Raw genomic sequence first — 19,950 nt, 5'->3', positions numbered from 1 at the left:
ATGATCATCACAGATGAAGAGTTATTGGCGTTGCTGAACTCGGAAGAGACCCAGGAGCGTTTTTTTTACCCGGTGACCCTCTATGCACTGGACGGAGTGGCCTATCAGGCGGCAAAAGCCGTTACCTTGCCCGAATTTGCCACCTTGCGTCGCACGCAACCCGATGCCCGCTGGCCGTGGGAGGGGTTGTTCGCCGCCGGTGCCATCGCCCTGTTTGATCCCGCCTCACACGCCGGTGCCGACTATCTGCCGCAGTTGATGAACCAGAGCGATGGCATCTATCGCCTCTCGGATGACTGGCTGGCAGGGGTGCATGACAGGTATCAGCAGTGGCTGCAGTGGCTGGCACAGATGCAGATCTTGTTGCTGGAGGATCACCCGTTTCAAGGCGCCCATATCCAGCAGGAGATCCAGGGATTGGGGCTGTCCTGCCAATGGGTGCAGGATGGCGATGCCTGTATCCAGGTGCTGGAACAGGGAGGCGTCAAGCTACTCATCAGCGATCTCAGCCTGGTGGAGCAGGATGCCATCGGTCTGCTGATGAGCCAGCCTCAATACCAGCAAAGCGGCCTGCCCATCATATTGCTGTCGGCCCACGATCAGACCCTGATCGACGGGGCTCGCCGGCTGTTGCACGATGCGGGTTTCAATGTAGTGGCCGCCCTGGCCAAGCCGCTGTTGAGCGATGATCTGCTGCGGCTGCTCAAGGCGCTCTATCTGGGGCCACAGCGGCAACAGCGGCTCAGTGGATTGCGCCGTACCGTCCGCAGCTGGCAGGGGGAGGAGAAGGGGCTGCTCGGGCTCTTGTCCGACCCGCCATCTCCGCTGCCCATCTGGCTGGCGGTGACAGGTTTGCCGCCACGGTGGGAGCTGGTGCGGGATTGGCTTGGCAGGCAGGGACGAGAGGCCACTGAACTGACTCTGGTCATTCACCGCCGTGATCATCTGCTCAGCCAGGCCGAGCGGTTCGCACTGGTGCTGCAAGCCAGTCTGGCTGGCGTCAAGCTTGCGCTGCTGCTCGACAATGATCAGCATATGCCGTTTGATTTGCTGGAGAGGGTGCCATTGCAGCACCTGCTGCTCGGGCAGAGCCTGCTACCAGGGCTCGAGGCCATGACGGCGGACTCCCTGCTGGGCCGCTTCATCCATAGGGCCAGAGAGCTTGGCATTGCCCTCTATCTGGATGATCCCTTCAACCTGCTAGACAGCACCCTGTGGCGCGATCGCGGCATGACGGGGCGCTGGTAACCCGTGCCCCGTTACCTCTGCTGGCCCCCCGATGAGGCGCGTTTGCAACGCAGCCTGGCTGGCTGGCTGCATCCGACGTCACGGGCCTCCTTGCCCCTGATGATGGAAGTAGGCGGGGTCCCCTGTCGCTTGCAGGAGCTGGCTGGCGCCGATCCGGAATCTATCAGAGCCGCCTACGAGGCGTTGAGCGAGCAGAGCATTTACCTGCGCTTCATGCGGGCAAAACAGCCGGCTACCGATGATCAACTGGCCTTCTTTCTCGACTATCCCAGAGCCCCCCAGATAGCGCTGCTGCTGACCGATGGTCAGGGGCGGCCGCTGGCCCAGGCCCAGTCCATACGGCGGCGGCTGCACCCGGACCGGGCCGAGTTCTCCTGTCTGGTCGCAGATCACTTCCAGCACAGAGGGGCGGGCAGGCGCATTCTGCTGGCGCTGGCACTGCTGGCGCGCGCCGAGGGCATTCGGGAGTGGACCGCAGAAGTATTAGCCCAGAATCGCCCCATGCTGGCGCTCCTGCGTGGGTTGGGGCTGCCGCTCACCCTGGTGACGGGGCGGGAGCTGGTGTTTGTCCGGCTCGATCTGAGCGTGCTCGATACCCTGTGAAGCGGGTATCCTCATAAGACCAAGGGTGAATAGGCTGCCTTTTCAGCCTGTGCTAAGGTCAGCCTTGTATGGGATCAGAGGGAAGCAGTCATGGTGCAATCAGCTAAACACATCGTCATTCTTACCGGCGCCGGTATCTCTGCCGAATCCGGCATCAAGACCTTCCGTGCCTGTGACGGCTTGTGGGAAGAGCACAGGGTGGAGGATGTGGCGACCCCGGAAGGGTACGCCCGGGATCCCGCCCTGGTGCAGGGTTTCTACAACTCGCGCCGTCATCAGCTGCAACAACCGCAAATCCATCCCAATCCTGCCCACTATGCCCTGGCCCGTCTCGAGCGCCTGTTGCCTGGCACTGTCACCCTAGTGACCCAGAATATCGACAACCTGCACGAGAGTGCGGGCAGCAAGAACCTCATCCACATGCACGGAGAGCTGCTCAAGGCCCGCTGTCCCGAGTCGGGCCAGGTGATCGAATGGCGCGGCGATCTTCATCAGGATGAACTCTGCTCCTGTTGCCAGTTCCCCCAGCCGCTGCGCCCGCACGTGGTCTGGTTTGGCGAGATGCCGCTGGGGCTGGATCGCATCTATGGCGCCTTGGCCCAGTGCGACCTTTTCATCTCCATCGGGACTTCGGGGGCCGTCTACCCTGCTGCCGGCTTCGTGCATGAGGCCGGGCTGAACGGTGCCCATACCATAGAGCTCAACCTGGAACCGAGCGAGGTGGGCAGCCAGTTTGACGAGAAGCGCTATGGACCGGCCTCCCTGCTGGTACCCGCTTTCGTTGACGAGTTGCTGGAGCGCTGCGGCGTGCATCAACCCAAACAGATAGAGGGTCACAACTGGATGGAGATGCGTGGATCCTGAGCTACTGTGTGACGTCACAGTTGCAATGAGAGTGTGAAATCGCGACACTGACAACCAAAATATGGGACGCAGTTGGCGCAAATGATCATGACCCTAGTGAAGCAATGGATCGCTTTTTTTCTCCTGATGCTGGCCAGTGCCAGCGCATTGGCATCGATCCCCTTGATGACACTGGTGCTGCCCGATGGTCGGCAGATAGCGCTCGATGACGCTGCGCTGGCCGCCTTGCCGCAAACCCAATTCAAGACAGCGACCCCCTGGACCACGGATATGCATGACTACCGTGGCCCGCCCCTGGCGGCCGTGCTGGCGGCGCAAGGGGTCAAGAATGTGAGCAAAATTGCCGTCTCGGCGCTTAATGGCTATCAGCAGGTGGTGGATCTCGCCCTGTTTGAGGAGGCACCACTGACCCTGGTGCTCCATGAGGATGGCAAGCCGCTGACCCGCCGCAACAAGGGACCGCTCTGGTTGCTGATCCCCCTTTCCAGTTACCCCAAGCTGGATATACCCCTCATTCATAACTGCATGGTCTGGCAGGTAACCCGCATCGAGATCATCGGCTGATGGGTCGTCAGCGTCACAATCTGCTCCTGGTCTCAATCACCCTGCTGTTTCTGTTCTCCTCGGGTTGCGGGCTCTATCTGCAGCACCGCCAGGAGCAGCTGGTCGATACCTTCTATCGCAACATTCACTGGAACATCAGCCAGGTGATGCTGGAGTCCCAGCGTTTTCTCTACGACTTGCGCCTCTACCGGGCCGGGCAACTGGATATGGAGACCCTGAGCCTGGATTACGATCTGTTGTGGAACCGGCTGGATATCTTCCTCATCAGCAGCGAGACCGCTGATGCGCGGGAGCGTCACGGACTGGGCAAGGCCCTGGCCGGACTGTTCGAGCAGATTAAACTGCTCGAGCCCCAGATGCAGGCCGGGCAGTTGCGCGAAGGGGCCGAGCTCGAGCAGTTGAAGACCAGGATTGCTGAACAGACCCATCAGATAGGGGTGGTGGGCGATCGGATCCTCTCCAGTCAGGAGCGGGAAGCCTCGGTTAACCAGATCCGCAGCAGCCTTTTCTGGCTGCAAATCTGTCAGTTGATCCTGTTGGTGACCGGTGGTGCCCTGGTGTTTGCCCTCATTCGAGCCAACTTGCAAAACCGGCGCCTCTCTTTGCTCGACCCCCTGACCCAGCTTGGCAATCGCCGGGCCTTGCAAGAGCAGCTGACTCGCTCGTTGCAATCCTCCCGTGCTCAGGCGCTGGTGGTGCTTGATCTGAAGCGCTTCAAGCAGGTCAACGATCTGCTTGGCTATCAGGTGGGGGACAGGTTGTTGCAAACGGTGGCGAACAAGCTGCAGCAGGCCTACAGCGGGCACGCCTATCGGCTGGGAGGGGACGAGTTTGCGGTGATCCTGACCGAAGACATACAGGGCATGGAGGAACAGATCCAGGCCCTGAAGCAGCTGCTGCATTTCGAGTTTGTGACCCGGGAGAGCCGTTTCGAGCTGGCGTGCCGGCTGGGGGTTGCCCAGGTAGAGGAGACGCAGGATCCCAATCGACTGCTGGATCAGGCCATCCTTGCCCTCAATCAGGCCAAACGCGATGCCAATGGGGATATCGCCTGGTTTCAGCCAGGCATGTTGCAGCAATTGCAGCTGACCCAGCGTCAGTTGCACCAGCTGCGGGACTGGTTGGCACACCGGATACCATCCCCTCTGGTGGTCGATATGCCATTGCTGAGCAGTGAGAATGGGCTCAGGGTGAGGGGAGTGTTGCTGCGCTGGCAGGACAATCTGGCACCCTGCGAGATGAGCTGGCTGCAGGAGGGGGGCATACTGGGGCCCGTGATCGCGCGGTTGCTGCAAGAGCATGAACAAGCCGCACTCGATGAGCCTCAACCATTGCTGATAGCGCTCAATCATCAGACCCAGTTGGCCCATGTGCTGGCCTATCTACCCGCCACTGTGCATGTCGAACCGATCTTGCTGTTACCTGCCTTGCAACAGGATGCCAGCTTGCTGGCCAAGGTGAATCAGCGCGGTTGTACCCTGGCGCTGAGCGAGCTTGGCAGCAGCACACCAACGCTGCTGGCCGCCGGCTGGCCGGTGCGCTACTGGTTGCCGGAGATCGCAAGTCACACCGGCTTGTTGCAGCCGCTGGCACAACAGTTGGGGTTGGTGCGCCTCATTCCGGCAGATGTTCAGGCTGCGCGGCAGGCCTGACTGGCTGCGATAAAAAGGGCGATCCTATGGATCGCCCTTTTTGCATGCGTCTTTCAGCGGGTCAGGGGGACGGGAAGGGCGCGCAGGATTGTCTGATCACCAGGTCTGGATCAACAGTGATCAGGTGGTTATCCACTGTCACCCCATTGATACGTGCCAGCAGCCGGGTAACGGCGAGGCGCCCCAGCTCCTCCTTGGGTTGATTGATGGTGGTGAGTGGCGGCGACAGATACTGTGCCAGCGCGACATTGTCATAACCGACGATGGAGATGTCCTGCGGTATGTTCAACCCCGCCTGATGGGCGGCACTGATGGCCCCCATGGCCATCATGTCGTTGAAGATAAACAGGGCGCTTGGCCGTTTGGGCTGAGCCAGCAGGCGCTGCATGGCATTGAAACCACTGGCACAGTCGAAATCTCCCTCCTGGATCCAGGCCGGATTGACGGTCAGACCCGCTTCCTGCATCGCCTGCTCAAAGCCAGCCTGTCGCTGATTGGCGGGGGCTCGGCTGTGGGGGCCCGTGATGCAACCGACATCGGTGTGACCGAGCGCCAGCAGATGGCGGGTGGCCAGATAACCGCCGCGATGGGAGTTGTCGGCGATGAGGTCCACGTCCTTGCTCTCCATGCCCCAGTCCATCACCACAACGGGCAGGCTCTTGAGCCAGTCGAGCTGGTTGAACACCTCCTGTTGCCCCTCGCTGCACATGATGAGCAGGCCGTCGACCCGCTTGCGCAACATCATCTTGAGGTAGGAGAGCGCCGTCTCGGCCTGACCTTCGGTGTTGCCCAGCATCAGGTTGTAGCCCTGCTCGAAGCAGTAGCGCTCCACCCCGCGCACCACCTCGGCAAAGAAGGGGTTGCTGGAGGTGGTGACCAGCATGCCGATACTGTTGGTCTCCTTCACCTTGAGGCTGCGGGCCACCAGGCTGGGGGCATAATTGAGTTCGCGCATGGCGGCAAAGACCCGCTCACGGGTCTCTTGTGCCACGAAGCGGGTCTCGTTGATGACATGGGAGACGGTAGTGGTGGAGACCTCTGCCCGCGCCGCCACCTCCTTGATGTTGGCCATCAGTGCCCCTGCGCAGTCTGGGCAAGCAGGAAGGCGTCGACCTCAACCTTGCTTGGGATCGAGCTCTGGGCGCCGAACTTGGTGACAGAAAGCGCCGCCGCGCCGTGGGCAAAGCGCACCGCGGCGTTGAAGTCTGCACCGGCAAGCTCGGCGGCCAGCAGGGCGCCGTTGAAGGTATCGCCCGCGGCCGTGGTGTCTACTGCCTCAACCCGAAACCCCGGGATGAGCTGTTGCTGCCGGGCGTTGCTGCAATAGACCCCTTGGGAGCCCAGGGTGATCATCACATCGCTTATTCCCATCTGGTGGAAGCGGGCCGCCGCCTGAGCCGCGCTGGCCTCGTCGCTCACCTTGACGCCGGTCAACAGCTCGGCTTCGGTCTGGTTGGGGGTGATGAGATCCACCAGCGCCAGCAGATCGGCCGGGAGCAGGCGTGCGGGCGCCGGATTGAGTACCACCCGGGTGCCGTGGGATCTAGCCAGCTTGGCGGCTTCAAACACGCTTTCAAGCGGCACTTCCAGCTGCAGCAGCAGGGTATGGGCATCGGCAATCATGGCTTCATGGCGTTTGACCATGGCAGGAGAGAGGGCGCCGTTGGCCTCGGCGGAGATGCCTATGCTGTTTTCCCCCTCGTCGCTTACATAGATGATGGCGATGCCGGTGGGCAAGGTCTCATCGAGTTCTACTGCACTGACGTCTATGCCATCTTGCTCGAAACCCTGGCGCATCTGCTGGCCGATGGCGTCATCACCGATGCGGGCAATAAAGGAGACAGGGGCGCCGAGACGTGCGGCAGCCACCGCCTGATTGGCCCCCTTGCCACCCGGGACTACCTGATAGCTGTGGCCGGTCAGGGTTTCACCGGGGCGAGGAAAATGAGGGACGCGCAATACATGATCCGCATTGACACTGCCCAGAACAACGAGACGATTCATTCTTATCACCCTTGATTTGGAACATCTTGGTTTGAGTGGGCCCAAGCCAAGATGCACAGCTGATGGAAACTCAAGAAACAAGGGGGGAGGCCAAGCTCCCCCCTGTCACATTACTTGCTGACGATTTGCAGCGGTACCGGGATGGATTTTTCTACTGGCTGACCCTTGAGTACCTTGTCGGCGGTTTCCACGCCGATGGCACCGATCAGGGCCGGTTGCTGCGCTACTGTGGCGGCCAGTTTGCCACGGGAAACGGCGGCCTTGCCATCATCAGTGCCGTCGAAGCCGACGATCATCACCTCTTTGCCGGCCGCCTGTACGGCGCGGATGGCACCCAGCGCCATTTCGTCGTTCTGGGCAAACACGGCTTGCACGCCCGGGTGCGCGGCCAGCAGGTTTTCCATGACGTTCAGCCCCTTGGTGCGGTCAAAGTCGGCAGGCTGGGAGGCCAGCACTTCCAGCTTGTTGGCAGCCACGGCCAGGGCGAAACCTTCGCCACGGTCACGGGCGGCGGAGGTACCTGCGATCCCCTCTAGCTGGATCACCTTGGCGCCAGCACCCAGTTTCTGGGTGATGAAGTCGCCAGCCAGCTTGCCGCCAGCCACGTTGTCGGAGGCAATGTGGGCTTTGACCTCACCTTGTGCGGCACCGCGATCCAGGGTCAGCACAGGGATGTTGGCCTTGTTGGCCAGGCGGATGGCATTGCCAACGGCCTCGGAGTCGGTCGGGTTGATCAGAATGGCGTTGACCTTGCGCACGGTGAGATCTTCCACGTTGGAGAGCTCCTTTGCCGGGTCATTCTGGGAGTCCAGTACCACCAGTTCATAACCAAGCTCCTTGGCTTTGGCTTCGGCCCCCTCTTTCATGGTGACGAAGAAGGGGTTGTTGAGGGTGGAGACCACCATCGCCAGGGTCTGATCGGCGGCCTGGGCGGTGCCCAGCACAGACATGATGGCGGCAGCGAGCAGGGTATTGAGCTTTTTCATCATTTCATTCCTTGTGTGTGTGGCATGGCTTAGGTTGTTATCGATTGCTTTTGTTATCGACCATCACGGCGAGCAAAATGACGCTGGCCTTGGCGATCATCTGGTAATAGGACGAGACGTCGAGCAAGTTGAGGGCGTTGTTCAGGAAGCCGATGATGAGGGCACCGATCAGGGTTCCCATGATGCGGCCCTTGCCCCCCATCAGGCTGGTGCCACCAAGCACAACGGCGGCGATGGCGTCCAGCTCGTAGCCCATGCCGGCCGTCGGCTGGGCAGAGGAGAGGCGGGAGGTGACGATGAGGCCAGCCAGCGCCGACAGCATGCCACACAGACCATATACGGCGAGTTTGACCCTGGCCACATTGATGCCGGAGAGGCGGGTGGCAGATTCGTTGCCGCCCAGAGCGTAGATGTAGCGACCGAGACGAGTGTGGTTGAGCAGGTACCAGGCCAGCAGGAAGACGATGGCCATCAGCCAGATGGGCACAGGCAGACCAAGCAGGTAACCGGTACCGAGCCAGGCGAAGTGATCGGATCCCTCGCTAAAACCGGTGGAGATGGGGCGCCCCTCGGTATAGACCATGGTCACGCCGCGCAGGGCTGTCATGGTGACCAGGGTGGCGATGAATGCCTGCACCTTGCCCTTGGCGATAATGAGGCCGCTGATGCCGCCGAGCAGGGCACCGGCCCCCAGGGTCAGTGGCACCACCAGTGCAATGGGCAACTCCATCGCTACCATGGTGGCTGCCAGAGCGCCGCACAGGGCCAGCACAGAGCCGACCGACAGATCGATGCCGGCGGTGAGGATGACCAGCGTCATGCCGACCGCCATGATGGCGTTGACCGACGTCTGGCGCAGTATGTTGAGCAGGTTGTCGGCGGTGAAGAAGTTGGGGCTTAAGGCCGAGACCACGCCAATCAGCACCAAGAGGGCGACTAGGGATTTGTTCTCGATCCACCAGGCCTTGCTCATGATGCCGCGGCGGGAAAGGGTTTGGGTTGTCATTGAAAGGCCTCTTGCTCTGATTGCCACTGTTTACCAACTGCCGCCGCCATCAGTTTCTCCTGATTGGCGTCCGCGGACATGAATTCTGCGCTGATGCGCCCTTCGTGCATCACCATGATGCGATCGCTCATGCCGAGCACTTCCGGCATCTCGGAGGAGACCAGGATGATGCTCATCCCCTCCTGCTTGAACTGGTTGATGAGCTGGTAGATCTCTTTCTTGGCACCCACGTCGACGCCGCGGGTCGGCTCATCCAGGATCAATACCTTGGGCTTGGTCAGCAGCCCCTTGGCGATGGCCACCTTCTGCTGGTTGCCACCGGAGAGCAGCTTTATCAGCTGATCCTGACTCGGGGTCTTGATGTTGAACAGGCGCACATAGTCACTCACCGCCTGGCGCTCGGCCTTGCCGTCGATCTTGCCGCCACGGATGAACTCATCGAGGGCGCACAGACTCATGTTTTCCCGCACCGAGAGTTCCAGCACCAGCCCATCCCCCTTGCGATCTTCGGAGATATAGGCGATGCCGACGGCCAGCCCATCGGCAGGGGTGCGTGGCACCATGACCTTGCCATCGACCTCGACAGCGCCGGCGCTGATGGGACTGGCCCCGTAGATAAGTTTCATCAGCTCGGTACGGCCTGAGCCCATCAGGCCACTGAAGCCCAGTATCTCCCCCTGACGCAGTGAGAAGCTCACCCCGCGCACACCCGGGCCAGCCAGATCTTTGACTTGCAGGCTGACAGGACCCAGTTCCCGATGCAGGCGCGGGTACTGCTCTTCCAGCCGCCGACCGACCATCATCTCGATGATCCTGTCTTCATCGAGATCGCTCACTGCTTTCTCGCCGATCCACTTGCCGTCACGCAGCACGGTAACCCGGTCGCAGATCTGGAAGATCTCCTTGAGGCGATGGGAGATATAGACGATGCCGCAGCCCTGCTGGCGCAGTTCGCGGATCACGGTGAACAACTGCTCTGTTTCGGTGTCGGTCAGGGCATCTGTGGGCTCATCCATGATGATAACGCTGGCATCGAACGAGAGGGCCTTGGCAATTTCCACCATCTGCTGTTCACCAATCGACAGCTCTCCGAGCCGGGTATCCGGACCATGCTTGACGCCGAGACGACCGAGCAGGCTGCTGGCGCGCTCGCGCAACTGCTTGTGGTCAATGCTGCCAAAACGGGTACGCGGTTCGCGGCCAAGGAAGATGTTGGCGGCAATTGAGAGCTCCGGCAGCAGGTTCAGCTCCTGGTGAATGATGCTGATGCCCTGATCCTGGGAGTCGCGGGGACCCTTGAAGTGCACAGGCTGGCCGCGGTAACTGACGCTGCCCGCATCGGCTTGATAGATGCCGGTCAGCACCTTCATCAGGGTGGATTTGCCGGCGCCATTCTCGCCGAGCAAGGCCATCACCTGGCCCGGGTAAACCTTGAGTCCTGCCTCATCGAGGGCGCGGACACCGGGAAAGGTCTTGACGATCCCGGTCAGCTCCAGAATGGGCGAGGGGGGCGTCTCAACGCTCCCGGTGAGCCCCGAAAGGGGGGAGGGAGTTGTGCTCATTGCAGCTTCCTTGAAGAGGCTTAAAACGCCACGCCGGCGCAGAGAATGAGGTTGGCATAGGGCGTTACTTCGCCGCTGCGCACTATTGCCTTGCTCTGGCGGGAGCGGGTCTTGAACTCCTCATGCAGGCAATATTCGATGGCAATGGGTTTGCCTTGCTCGAGCGCGTGGGTCTCGATCTGATCGAGCAGGGCTTGATGGGTGTCAGGGCTGATCAGCTTTATCTCGCTGGCCATGATCACTTTTTCCACCACAAGATCCGTCAGTAGCGCTTTCAGCACTGTCTGCAGGTTGGGGGTGCCCGCCATCAGCGCCAGATCGATGCGCTCCGGCCCCGCTGGAATGGGTAATCCCGCATCGCACACTGTGATCTCGTCGGTGTGGCCCATCTGTGCCACCAGGGCACTCAAGGGAGCATTGAGCAGTACGCCTCGTTTCATAACAGCACCTCGGCAGACTTGCGTCTGCGTATCTGATGTTTATCAAGGCAACCGGTTACGCAACCGGTTGCGTCATGAGGTAAACGATAGGCGCTAAGGCACGCTTGATCTACAGGGAGATGGCAGAAATGTGAAAACGATCTCAATGCCGGGGGGAAAAGGATGAAAAGAGGTGCCAGACAGCGTACAGGCACCCATATGCAGAGGATTGAAGGAGAGAGGGATCAGAGGGCGAGGGCCTGTTGCACGCCGGGGCGTGTGAGCATCTGTTGATAGTGGGCTGCTACCCTGGGGAACTCGCTGATGGCCACCCCATCGCTCTCGAGCCAGCCGGCGACCACGAACAGGTAAATGTCGGCAAGGCTGAAGCGCTCCCCCAGCACCCAGGGGCCGACCAGATAGTGGCGTTCAATTTCGGCAAAGCCATCGCGCATGTTTTGCGGCACCTTGACCTGCATGGCGGCGACAGCCTGTTCATCATCGGCCCAACGGCTGCCGCGGCGTCCGTGGGCATGGGAGACATGCACGGTGGAGGCAAGGAAGCTGTTGACCTCCTGCATGCGGGCCAGCAGGAAAGGGTCATCCAACGGGGCAAGCTTGGCATCGGGAAAGCGCTGCGCCACATAGAGCAGCAGTGCCGGGGTTTCAGTCAGCACGCCGCGCTCGGTAACAAGCGCCGGCACCCGGCCTTTGGGATTGATGGCAAGATAGGCGGCAGAGCGCTGCTCCCCCGCCGCCAGGTCGAGTCGCTTGACCTGATGGTGGGCCCGGGCCTCGGTCAGCGCTATGTGTACGGCCATGGCGCAAGTGCCAGGGGCGAGATACAGGGTCAAATCAGACATGCATGTCTCCTTGTGAAGTGTGTTCTCCTCGCGTCATCCGGATGGGGAAGGGCGGAGGCAGTCAGCAAATGCGGTATATCTGTTGGCATCCTACGCCCATCACAACGGCGGGCCAAGGCGGGAAAGGAAGGAGGTGAACCGGCCTGCGCTTATGAAATCAAAGGCTTTCCTACCAGCAGATAAGGGGAAAAACGGCTACGCATACCGGGTCAAATCGCTATAATGTGCCCCCCTGAATAGTGTTTTTCTGATGTTGGATAGTCCATTGAGTAATAAAATGCGGATCGGTGGTTCCCTCGAGCAATCCCTGAGTCAGGGATATCGCCTCGACCTCAAGGGGGTACTGCAAGAGAGTTGGCAACAGACGCGCCGTACCGGTTTCGGCCTGCTGCTGGCTATAGTAGGGGTTACCTCCATCTGGATGTTGCTGAGCAATACCCTGCTGGCGCCTTACGTCAATCAGGAAGGGGGGATGGATATTGCCCTGGTGCTGAGTCTGCTCATCACCATCATGATGGCACCCATGACCTCGTCTCTCGACATGCTGGGATTGCAGCAATCGGTCGGCGTCCGTGCCCGTCCGAGCCAGGTATTCGATTTCTTTCGCCACTTCCTGCGCCTCGGCAGCCTGAGCCTGCTGGGCAGCATGATCACCAGCCTGTTCGGTCCTCTGTTTGAACTGGTGGGCTTGCCGGTGATGCTGGCGTTCATACCGTCTGCGCTGATCGGCATGGGGCTGGTGTTTACCGTGCCGCTGGTGCTGGAACGCGGCTTGTCACCGGTGCAGGCCATTCTGGTGTCGCTCAAGTTGTTTGTTCGCGGCTGGCCCAGCATAGTGCTGCTGCACGGTGTCATGCTGGCGCTGTTTTTCCTGGCGCTGCTCCCCATGGGTCTGGGGCTTATCTGGGTGGCTCCTCTCTACTTCAACTGCAAGGGGATCCTCTATCGGGATCTGTGCGGGGTCGCGGTAGAAGTGACCGAAGTGAGCGAAGGTCCCGATCATTTCAGCGCTTGACCGGCGTATTCAGTGCCAAGAGATGGCACACCAAGATTTCAACGCATGACGAGTGCGTGATGCAAAAGGATGGCACATGAAGATGGCTCGACATGGCGTAGCGGCAAGCTTGCTGCTGTTGCCCACCCTGGGGTTGGCACAGCCTTCACTGGATCTGCAATACAGTACTTTCTACAGCCAGATGAAGACCTTTGCCAAGGGGGAGTTTGGCCATGCCAGACTGGGATTTTATCTGACCGATCAACAAAATGGACAGCGTTGCCTGCTCACCTCGGCCCGGGTTTCTACCCTGGATCGGGACGTGGCTGCCGAGGTGACGGTAGACAGCGAGCTGCGGCTGCCCTACGACGATGATCTCAATCTGGACAAGGCGACCGTGGTGGTGGGCTTGACCGAGGCGCACGCTGCCTGCGATCTTTCGGTGCAGGTGATGGCCGATGCCCCACCAGTGTCAGGCAGCCAGTGGGAGCTCAAGGTGGCCGAGGTGGTCAAGCGCCAGCAGGATATGCAGGCCCTGCTGAGCAAGCTGGCCGGCATGGTCGGCAAGTATTTCCTGCCCGAGATGGCGGGTGTGCGGGTGACACTGGTGCAACCGACTGGTACTGCCTATCTGGTTGATGGCGCCCGCCAGCTGCCACTCTCCTGGCAAGAGGGGCAGTTGCTGCTGAGCAACGCACAACTGGCAGACTTCGCAGCGGGCAAGCTGCAACTGAAGGGGGACATACTGCGACTGACCCCCTGGTTGCACAAGGGCTGAGCAAGCGCCACGCCAGAAAGAGAAAAAGGAGCGCCAGGCGCTCCTTTTTCGTTGCAGATTTCGTTACCGATTGTGCAGTGCCTAGCGCACTTCGATCACATCCAGCACGTCCATCTCGTCGATGTTCAGCAAGGGGGCTGTCGGCAGTTCGGGCGGATCAAATGCCTTGTCGCCGCCATCTATGATGCCGGAGTCACGGTTGATGCTCTTGAAGTCGAACAGCTTGTGATCGAGCAGGTGGCTCGGGATCACGTCCTGAATGGCGGTGAACATGGTTTCGATACGACCCGGGAAGCGGCGATCCCAATCCTGCATCATCTGCTTGATGGCCTGACGCTGCAGGTTCTCCTGTGAGCCGCACAGGTTGCAGGGGATGATGGGGAAGGCCTTGACCTCGGCGTAACGTACCAGGTCTTTCTCCTTGCAGTAGGCCAGCGGGCGGATCACCACGTTCTTGCCATCGTCGCTCACCAGTTTGGGCGGCATGGACTTGAGCTTGCCGCCGTAGAACATGTTGAGGAACAGGGTTTCAAGGATGTCATCCCTGTGATGGCCGAGGGCAATCTTGGTGCACCCCAGCTCTTGCGCCGTGCGATAGAGAATACCTCGGCGCAGGCGGGAGCAGAGGGCGCAGGTGGTTTTGCCTTCCGGTACCTTGTCCTTGACGATGGAGTAGGTATCTTCTTCGACGATCTTGAAGTCAACGCCCAGAGTTGCCAGGTACTCAGGCAGCACATGCTCGGGGAAGCCGGGTTGCTTCTGATCCAGGTTGACGGCCACCAGATCAAAATGGATGGGGGCGCTTGCCTTCAGGCTCATCAGGATGTCGAGCATGGCAAAGCTGTCCTTGCCGCCGGACAGGCACACCATGATCTTGTCGCCCTCTTCAATCATGTTGAAGTCGGCGATGGCCTGACCTACGTTGCGCCGCAGGCGCTTTTGCAGTTTGTTGAAACTGTATTTATCTTTTGCGTTCAGCTCTTCTAGCATGCTCGTAAAACCCGGGACACAAATAAGCGCGTTATTATAGCCATGTCCCGGGGGAGGGCAAGGTGCCAGGATGAAAGGCGCCTTATGATTGACGACGCCGGCTATCGACCGGGCAGCTGTAATCGTCGGGTTTGAGGATCAGGATGTCGCAGGAGAGCCTGTCTACCACGTGTTCGGCGGTATTACCGAGCAGGGCGGCAGAGAGGCCGGTGCGACCGACACACCCCATGATCATCAGGGTGGCTTGCAGGTCGTCAGCCAGGTCGGGCAACACCTCTTCCGGCAATCCTTCCGCCACTCGGGTCCACAGATGGCCTATGCCATATTTGTCGGCATGGCTCAGCAGCAGGCTCTCATGGTGTTTGCGAATAGCCTCGTTGTAAGCGTTGGGGTCGAACTCCGGCAACTCTATGGCCACATTGACCGGGGTACCGGGATAGGTATTGACCAGATAAAGGTTGGAGCCGAGCAACTCGGCAATGCCAATGCCTTCCTCCGTGATCCGTTCGTTCAGCACTTTCTGATCCTGATCGTCGCTGGAGCAGTTGATGGCCGCAATAATGTTGCCACCCCGTTGCCAGTGGCCCTCCTTGACCAGCAGGACAGGGCAGGGGCACTTGCGTAGCAGATGCCAGTCGGTCGGAGTAAAGATGAAGGTTTGCAGGAAGGAGTGATGATGGGTCGCTTTGACCACCAGGTCGTGGCGATTCTCCAGTACTTCCTGAATGACACACTCGAAGGGGCGATTGTGCCAGACCACCTTGACTTCGTAGTCCAGTCCCTTGGCACGGTAGGGTTTGAGAATGTCGTCTAGCCATTCACGACGCTGGGCGATCACGCCGTGGCGCATCTCTTCCCGTTCATCCACCGACAGCATGGCGGTCATTTCGTACGAGAAGTCATAAATAGTGAGTAACAGGGTCAGTTGAGCGCCTTCATCGAGCTCAGCTACTTTGACCGCACGTTCGAGGGCAACTTGCCGCTCTTCTTCCGGGTTGATAACAACCAGAATTTTTCGGTACTTGACCATGTTCTCTTCCTCCTTGGCAAAAATACCAATGATGACAGACCTTTAGCCATTACAGCTTAGCTCAGGAGGAGGCTGGGGGACATGTGCCGGATCAAATTTCAGACTAAACCGATCCGGCAACGAGGGCAGACAGAGGGGAAATTAACCGCAGGCAGGACGGGGGGCGCCAGCCATGACGCCGAGGGCCATCTGATCCAGCACGGTAATGTATTTGCCTTTGACGCTGATGAGGCCGGACTTCTGAAAACGGCCAAGCAGACGGCTGATGGTCTCCACCGTGAGGCCGAGATAGTTGCCGATATCACCCCGGGTCATGGAGAGGCGGAATTCCTTGGCGGAGAAGCCGCGCTCGGAGAAACGCACCGATAGATTGTGCAGGAAGGCGGCGAGGCGCTCTTCCGCATTCTTCTTGGAGAGCAGCAGTATCATCTCCTGATCGCCCATGATTTCGTTGCTCATCAGTCGCATGATTTGCTGGCGCAACTTGGGCATTTTGCCGGAGAGATCGTCGAGTACGTCGAACGGGATCTCGCACACCATGGCCGTTTCCAGCGCCTGGGCAAAGGACGGATGCGCATGCTTGTGAATGGCATCAAAGCCAACCAAGTCCCCTGCGAGGTGAAAAGCGGTGATCTGCTCGTCACCCTGTTCTGTGATGGTGTATGACTTGATGGTCCCGGAACGGATCGCATAGAGCGACTTCAGCTCATCGCCGGCTTTGAACAGCTCCTCACCCTTCTGGATCGGCTTCTTGCGCTCAATGATGCTGTCGAGCTGATCGAGTTCACTGTCGTTCAGAGTGAAGGGAATGCAGAGCTGGCTGATGCTGCAATCCTGGCAATGAATTGCACAGCCACCGCTCTGAATACGTCTGCCAGGTTTCTTTTCCGGGATCATAGGCTCATACGAATAATTGATTTATATCAAACAAGTTTACCATCAACTCATCCGTTTTGGATAGGGTTTCAAAAGGACGCTATCCCGACCCATAGGGTATGCAGCCCATATGCAATGAGCAAAATAGCCCCGCCTTGACGCAAACTGCGTAAGGTCAGCCAGTAGCGCAGCCGGTCCGCCAGTCCCCCCAGTGCAAAGAGTGTCGGCAGGGTTCCCATGCCAAAGCAGAGCATGATCAGTGCCCCGCCACTGGCAGAGCCAGCTGCGGCACTCCAGGTCAGCATGGAGTAAACCAGACCGCAGGGCAGCCAGCCCCATATCATGCCGAAAGGGAACGCCTGCCAGGCCGAGGTGAAGGGAAGAAACTTGCCTGCCAGCGGCTTGATCCGTGGCCAGAGTCGGGCACCGATCCGCTCGAGCAGCAGTATGCCTTGCCACCAGCCGGCAAGGTACAGGCCTAGCGCTATCATCAAGAGCGCCGCCATCAGCCGCAATCCGGCGATGGCATGTTTGCCTGCACCGAGCTCGCTGGTGGTGGCCAGCAGCCCGCCTACCAGAGCGCCAGCGATGACATAGCTGAGGATCCGCCCCAGGTTGTAGTTGAGGAGATAGCCAAGTCGGCCCCAAAAGTGCTGTTTCTCGGGGGGAATGGCCATGGAGAGGGCGGCCGAGACGCCACCACACATGCCGATGCAGTGGCCAGAGCCTGCGAGCCCCACCAGCAGGGCCCCTACCAGATCAAGGCTGGCGGTCATCGGACTTTGACTCGATGGGTTTCTGGGCAGGTTTGTCTTCATCAAACAGTATGTTGGATCCCTGGCGGTCGAGATCTTCAAACTGCTCGGAGCGAATGGCCCAAAAGAAGACGGCGCCTGCGATGATGACAAACAGGATGGCGATGGGGATCAGGACGAAGATGATGTTCATGATGCAAGCCTTGCTATGAGAGTGGTCATGGTAAACCAGTTACCGGCCAGGATCCCTCTTCATTCAATGTGTTGGCGCGCTCATATTCGCATGAGCACGCCGTCTTCACGGTTCAGCGATTGAGCCTCATGGAGTTGGTGACCACGATGAGGGAGCTCAAGGACATGCCAGCTGCCGCCAGATAGGGGGGTAACCAGCCGCTGGCCGCCAGCGGCAACACCAGCAGGTTGTAGCCGATGGACCAGGCGAAGTTCTCCTTGATGATCTTGCGAGTGCGGATGGCCAGGGTGCGGGCGTCCAGCAGGCGCGACAGGTCATCGGCCAGCAGGATGGCATCTGCGCTGTTTTTCGCAAGATCCGTGCCGCCCGCCATGGCAAAAGAGGCGTGGGCTCCAGCCAGTACGGGGGCATCGTTGATGCCGTCACCCACCATGATGCTGATATCACCTTGGGCTTCGCGCGCCTTGAGGTAGGCCAGCTTGCCATCCGGGGTGACGCCCTTTACCAGCTCATCCACTCCAAGCTCGCGGGCCACTTCGTCGGCCTGGGCAGAGCTGTCACCGGTGAGAATGGTGGTCTGCAAACCGGCGGCCTTGAAGGCCTGGATCAGGGCCCTGGCATCTGGGCGCAATGTATCGGCCAGGATAAAGCGGGCCAGCACTCGGGATTCATCCGCCAGATAGATGGCAAGGCCCTGGCTGGCGGTGTGCTCTGTGGGCAGAGCCAGCCAGCGGGCGCTGCCGATGCGATAATGCTTGCCTGCCACACCCCCCTCAATACCGTGGCCGATGACTGGGACCACCTCGCTTGCAGGCAGCAAGACGTCGTTGGCTGCCGTGCTTTTAAACGCGCGGGCGATGGGGTGCTCGGAATAGGCTTCCAGTGCCCGGGCGATGGCGAGGCATTGATCTTCGCTCAGCTCCGCCAGCGCCGTTGTGCTGGTCAGGCTGATATTGCCCGTGGTCAGGGTGCCGGTCTTGTCCATCACTATCCGGTTGGCCTTGGTCAGCACGTCCAGCACATGGCCGCGACGCAACAAAATACCGGAGCGAGTGAGGCGTGCGGTGGCCGAGGTGAGGGCGGTCGGCGTGGCCAGCGACAGGGCGCAGGGACAGGTGGCGACCAGCACGGCCAGGGTGACCCAGAAGGCTTGCTCCGGTTGATGGAAGTGCCAGAAGGTCCACACGGCTGCGGCAATGATCAGCAGCACCAGGATGAAGTGGCGGGAGAGCACATCCGCCATCTGGGCGATGGCTGGCTTGTCGTCCAGCGCATGATCCTGCAGCCGCATGATCTGGGCGATGCGCGACTCTTCGATGCGATGGCTGACCCTGATCTGAAGCGGTGCATCCGTGTTGATGGTGCCGGCATAGACGCTGTCGCCCACCTGCTTGAACAGTGGCAGTTGCTCGCCGGTCAGCATGGATTCGTTGAGGCTGGCCTGTCCCTCGACAATGATGCCGTCAGCCGGCAGGGTAGCACCGGCCAGCACTCGTACCCGATCGCCCGCCTGCAAGGTCTTGGCCGCCACCTCGTGCTCACCCTCCTCATCAATGCGGGTGGCCATGATGGGCACCAACCGTGCCAGGTTGGAGCTGGACTCGGACGCCTTGCGCCGAGCCCGCAACTCCAGAAAACGTCCCAGCAGCAAGAAGAAGACAAACATGGTGATGGAGTCGTAATAGACCTCACCCGTGTTGAAGACGGTGGCCCACATGGAGGCGACGAAGGCGCCGATCAGTGCCAGCGACACCGACACGTCCATGGAGAGGTGGCCCTGTTTCAGGCTGCGCCACGCCCCCACGTAAAAGGGCTGGGCCGAATAGATCATGATGGGGGTCGAGAGCAAGAGGCTGATCCACTTGAAGTAGACCATGAACTCATCCTCGACACTGATGAAGAGATCCATGTAGAGCGCCACGGCGCACATCATTACCTGCATGGACCCCAGGCCCGCCAGCGCCAGCCGGAACATGTAGTTGCGCACCTCCTTGGCATAGAGGGCTTCCTGGCTGTGGGTCTGGAAGGGGTAGGCACGATAGCCTATCTTGGCGAATCCCTTGAGAATATCGCTCAACGAAAGCTGGTCCGGATCCCACTTGATGCGGGCGCGGTGGGTGGTGGTGTTGACGTTGATGTAGTGCAGACCGGCAATGCCGGTCAGATGGCGTTCGATAAGCCAGGCACAGGCGGCGCACGTAAGCCCCTCAACGCTGAGCTGGATCTCGCGCACCCTGTGGCTGCCCGTGCCGCTGTTGGTGACAAAATCCTGTTGCACTTCGGCAAGATCATAATGGGTGAGGGCCGCCAGCTCTTCGGGCACCAGTTCTCCCCTGGTTCCGGGCGCTGTGCGGTGATCGTAATAGCTGGAGAGACCGCACTCCATGATGGTTTCGGCTACGGCCTGACAGCCCGGGCAGCACATGGGCTGCACTATGCCCTTTATCTCGAGGGCATAGTGGCTGGCGGCGGGAACCGGCTCGCCGCAATGAAAGCAAGCCTTCATGGTGTGTTACCCCAGGGGATGACGAGCAGGGCACCTCGACTGTTGGCGGCAACCGGC

The 19,950-nt window shown here is 60.0% G+C and carries 20 protein-coding genes; 7 read left to right on the top strand and 13 right to left on the bottom strand.

Annotation, left to right across the window (positions count from 1 at the left end; all coding sequences use genetic code 11):
- The 5 genes from AC1P02_RS16545 to AC1P02_RS16525 all read left to right on the top strand — a co-directional run bounded on the left by AC1P02_RS16545 (position 1) and on the right by AC1P02_RS16525 (position 4,931).
- Positions 1-1,248, top strand: coding sequence for a response regulator (locus AC1P02_RS16545; RefSeq protein WP_485182684.1), 1,248 nt, complete (start codon positions 1-3; stop codon positions 1,246-1,248).
- A gap of 3 nt (positions 1,249-1,251) precedes the next feature.
- Positions 1,252-1,851 carry a GNAT family N-acetyltransferase gene (locus AC1P02_RS16540; RefSeq protein ID WP_011898684.1) on the top strand — a complete coding sequence of 200 codons (600 nt, stop codon included), beginning with the start codon at positions 1,252-1,254 and terminating at the stop codon, positions 1,849-1,851.
- A gap of 90 nt (positions 1,852-1,941) precedes the next feature.
- Complete coding sequence (cobB, locus tag AC1P02_RS16535) at positions 1,942-2,715, top strand: Sir2 family NAD+-dependent deacetylase (protein ID WP_005315566.1); 774 nt, start codon at positions 1,942-1,944, stop codon at positions 2,713-2,715.
- Between the two features lie 87 nt (positions 2,716-2,802).
- A complete protein-coding gene (locus tag AC1P02_RS16530) occupies positions 2,803-3,279 on the top strand; it encodes a putative pterin-binding protein (RefSeq protein WP_485182683.1) in 477 nt (158 codons plus the stop codon).
- Positions 3,279-4,931: a GGDEF domain-containing protein gene (locus tag AC1P02_RS16525; protein ID WP_485182682.1), complete on the top strand. Its 1,653-nt coding sequence runs from the start codon at positions 3,279-3,281 to the stop codon at positions 4,929-4,931. Before AC1P02_RS16530 ends, AC1P02_RS16525 begins: the two co-directional genes overlap by 1 nt.
- 61 nt (positions 4,932-4,992) lie before the next feature.
- Here the strand turns inward: AC1P02_RS16525 and AC1P02_RS16520 are convergent, their stop codons facing one another.
- The 7 genes from AC1P02_RS16520 to AC1P02_RS16490 form a co-directional block, all read right to left on the bottom strand.
- Positions 4,993-6,003, bottom strand: a complete 1,011-nt coding sequence (locus AC1P02_RS16520; protein WP_021138709.1) for a substrate-binding domain-containing protein — start codon at positions 6,001-6,003, stop codon at positions 4,993-4,995.
- Positions 6,003-6,935, bottom strand: coding sequence for a ribokinase (rbsK, locus tag AC1P02_RS16515; protein ID WP_429180962.1), 933 nt, complete (start codon positions 6,933-6,935; stop codon positions 6,003-6,005). The genes AC1P02_RS16520 and rbsK overlap by 1 nt, the downstream gene beginning before the upstream one ends.
- 110 nt (positions 6,936-7,045) lie before the next feature.
- The gene (gene rbsB / locus AC1P02_RS16510) at positions 7,046-7,921 is read right to left on the bottom strand and encodes a ribose ABC transporter substrate-binding protein RbsB (RefSeq protein WP_021138711.1); all 876 of its coding nucleotides are present in this window, start codon (positions 7,919-7,921) and stop codon (positions 7,046-7,048) included.
- Positions 7,922-7,958: 37 nt separating this feature from the next.
- Positions 7,959-8,927 carry a ribose ABC transporter permease gene (gene rbsC / locus AC1P02_RS16505; protein WP_485182681.1) on the bottom strand — a complete coding sequence of 323 codons (969 nt, stop codon included), beginning with the start codon at positions 8,925-8,927 and terminating at the stop codon, positions 7,959-7,961.
- The gene (gene rbsA / locus AC1P02_RS16500; protein ID WP_485182680.1) at positions 8,924-10,489 is read right to left on the bottom strand and encodes a ribose ABC transporter ATP-binding protein RbsA; all 1,566 of its coding nucleotides are present in this window, start codon (positions 10,487-10,489) and stop codon (positions 8,924-8,926) included. The genes rbsC and rbsA overlap by 4 nt, the downstream gene beginning before the upstream one ends.
- A gap of 20 nt (positions 10,490-10,509) precedes the next feature.
- On the bottom strand, positions 10,510-10,929 hold the full coding sequence (gene rbsD, locus AC1P02_RS16495) for a D-ribose pyranase (RefSeq protein WP_212539481.1): 420 nt from the start codon (positions 10,927-10,929) through the stop codon (positions 10,510-10,512).
- 224 nt (positions 10,930-11,153) lie between these two features.
- On the bottom strand, positions 11,154-11,771 hold the full coding sequence (locus AC1P02_RS16490) for a glutathione S-transferase family protein (RefSeq protein ID WP_271774918.1): 618 nt from the start codon (positions 11,769-11,771) through the stop codon (positions 11,154-11,156).
- 277 nt (positions 11,772-12,048) lie between these two features.
- Between AC1P02_RS16490 and AC1P02_RS16485 the strand changes: the two genes are divergently transcribed.
- Positions 12,049-12,786 carry a hypothetical protein gene (locus AC1P02_RS16485; RefSeq protein WP_005315577.1) on the top strand — a complete coding sequence of 246 codons (738 nt, stop codon included), beginning with the start codon at positions 12,049-12,051 and terminating at the stop codon, positions 12,784-12,786.
- A 76-nt stretch (positions 12,787-12,862) separates the two neighbouring features.
- On the top strand, positions 12,863-13,543 hold the full coding sequence (locus tag AC1P02_RS16480) for a DUF2987 domain-containing protein (RefSeq protein ID WP_059167760.1): 681 nt from the start codon (positions 12,863-12,865) through the stop codon (positions 13,541-13,543).
- An 81-nt stretch (positions 13,544-13,624) separates the two neighbouring features.
- Here AC1P02_RS16480 and ttcA read toward each other — a convergent pair whose 3' ends face one another.
- The 6 genes from ttcA to AC1P02_RS16450 all read right to left on the bottom strand — a co-directional run bounded on the left by ttcA (position 13,625) and on the right by AC1P02_RS16450 (position 19,893).
- Positions 13,625-14,533: a tRNA 2-thiocytidine(32) synthetase TtcA gene (gene ttcA / locus AC1P02_RS16475; RefSeq protein ID WP_005315582.1), complete on the bottom strand. Its 909-nt coding sequence runs from the start codon at positions 14,531-14,533 to the stop codon at positions 13,625-13,627.
- 82 nt (positions 14,534-14,615) lie between these two features.
- Positions 14,616-15,563, bottom strand: coding sequence for a universal stress protein UspE (uspE, locus tag AC1P02_RS16470; protein ID WP_005315586.1), 948 nt, complete (start codon positions 15,561-15,563; stop codon positions 14,616-14,618).
- A 141-nt stretch (positions 15,564-15,704) separates the two neighbouring features.
- A complete protein-coding gene (gene fnr / locus AC1P02_RS16465) occupies positions 15,705-16,460 on the bottom strand; it encodes a fumarate/nitrate reduction transcriptional regulator Fnr (RefSeq protein ID WP_005315591.1) in 756 nt (251 codons plus the stop codon).
- 68 nt (positions 16,461-16,528) lie between these two features.
- Positions 16,529-17,215, bottom strand: a complete 687-nt coding sequence (locus AC1P02_RS16460; protein ID WP_059112705.1) for a sulfite exporter TauE/SafE family protein — start codon at positions 17,213-17,215, stop codon at positions 16,529-16,531.
- Entirely contained in the window at positions 17,199-17,387 is a 189-nt protein-coding gene (ccoS, locus tag AC1P02_RS16455) for a cbb3-type cytochrome oxidase assembly protein CcoS (protein WP_005315597.1), read from the bottom strand. Before ccoS ends, AC1P02_RS16460 begins: the two co-directional genes overlap by 17 nt.
- Positions 17,388-17,499: 112 nt before the next feature.
- The gene (locus tag AC1P02_RS16450) at positions 17,500-19,893 is read right to left on the bottom strand and encodes a heavy metal translocating P-type ATPase (protein ID WP_485182679.1); all 2,394 of its coding nucleotides are present in this window, start codon (positions 19,891-19,893) and stop codon (positions 17,500-17,502) included.
- Positions 19,894-19,950: the final 57 nt, after the last annotated feature.

The organism is Aeromonas sp. TS_SC_11 (assembly GCF_057318915.1).
This window is presented reverse-complemented; position numbering and strand designations above follow the sequence as displayed.

Coding starts and splice junctions, on each gene's coding strand:
- AC1P02_RS16545 (WP_485182684.1), top strand. CDS start 1: ATGATCATCACAGATGAAGAGTTATTGGCGTTGCTGAACTCGGAAGAG.
- cobB (WP_005315566.1), top strand. CDS start 1,942: ATGGTGCAATCAGCTAAACACATCGTCATTCTTACCGGCGCCGGTATC.
- AC1P02_RS16530 (WP_485182683.1), top strand. CDS start 2,803: ATGACCCTAGTGAAGCAATGGATCGCTTTTTTTCTCCTGATGCTGGCC.
- AC1P02_RS16525 (WP_485182682.1), top strand. CDS start 3,279: ATGGGTCGTCAGCGTCACAATCTGCTCCTGGTCTCAATCACCCTGCTG.
- AC1P02_RS16520 (WP_021138709.1), bottom strand. CDS start 6,003: ATGGCCAACATCAAGGAGGTGGCGGCGCGGGCAGAGGTCTCCACCACT.
- rbsK (WP_429180962.1), bottom strand. CDS start 6,935: ATGAATCGTCTCGTTGTTCTGGGCAGTGTCAATGCGGATCATGTATTG.
- rbsB (WP_021138711.1), bottom strand. CDS start 7,921: ATGAAAAAGCTCAATACCCTGCTCGCTGCCGCCATCATGTCTGTGCTG.
- rbsC (WP_485182681.1), bottom strand. CDS start 8,927: ATGACAACCCAAACCCTTTCCCGCCGCGGCATCATGAGCAAGGCCTGG.
- rbsA (WP_485182680.1), bottom strand. CDS start 10,489: ATGAGCACAACTCCCTCCCCCCTTTCGGGGCTCACCGGGAGCGTTGAG.
- rbsD (WP_212539481.1), bottom strand. CDS start 10,929: ATGAAACGAGGCGTACTGCTCAATGCTCCCTTGAGTGCCCTGGTGGCA.
- AC1P02_RS16490 (WP_271774918.1), bottom strand. CDS start 11,771: ATGTCTGATTTGACCCTGTATCTCGCCCCTGGCACTTGCGCCATGGCC.
- AC1P02_RS16485 (WP_005315577.1), top strand. CDS start 12,049: ATGCGGATCGGTGGTTCCCTCGAGCAATCCCTGAGTCAGGGATATCGC.
- AC1P02_RS16480 (WP_059167760.1), top strand. CDS start 12,863: ATGAAGATGGCTCGACATGGCGTAGCGGCAAGCTTGCTGCTGTTGCCC.
- ttcA (WP_005315582.1), bottom strand. CDS start 14,533: ATGCTAGAAGAGCTGAACGCAAAAGATAAATACAGTTTCAACAAACTG.
- uspE (WP_005315586.1), bottom strand. CDS start 15,563: ATGGTCAAGTACCGAAAAATTCTGGTTGTTATCAACCCGGAAGAAGAG.
- fnr (WP_005315591.1), bottom strand. CDS start 16,460: ATGATCCCGGAAAAGAAACCTGGCAGACGTATTCAGAGCGGTGGCTGT.
- AC1P02_RS16460 (WP_059112705.1), bottom strand. CDS start 17,215: ATGACCGCCAGCCTTGATCTGGTAGGGGCCCTGCTGGTGGGGCTCGCA.
- ccoS (WP_005315597.1), bottom strand. CDS start 17,387: ATGAACATCATCTTCGTCCTGATCCCCATCGCCATCCTGTTTGTCATC.
- AC1P02_RS16450 (WP_485182679.1), bottom strand. CDS start 19,893: ATGAAGGCTTGCTTTCATTGCGGCGAGCCGGTTCCCGCCGCCAGCCAC.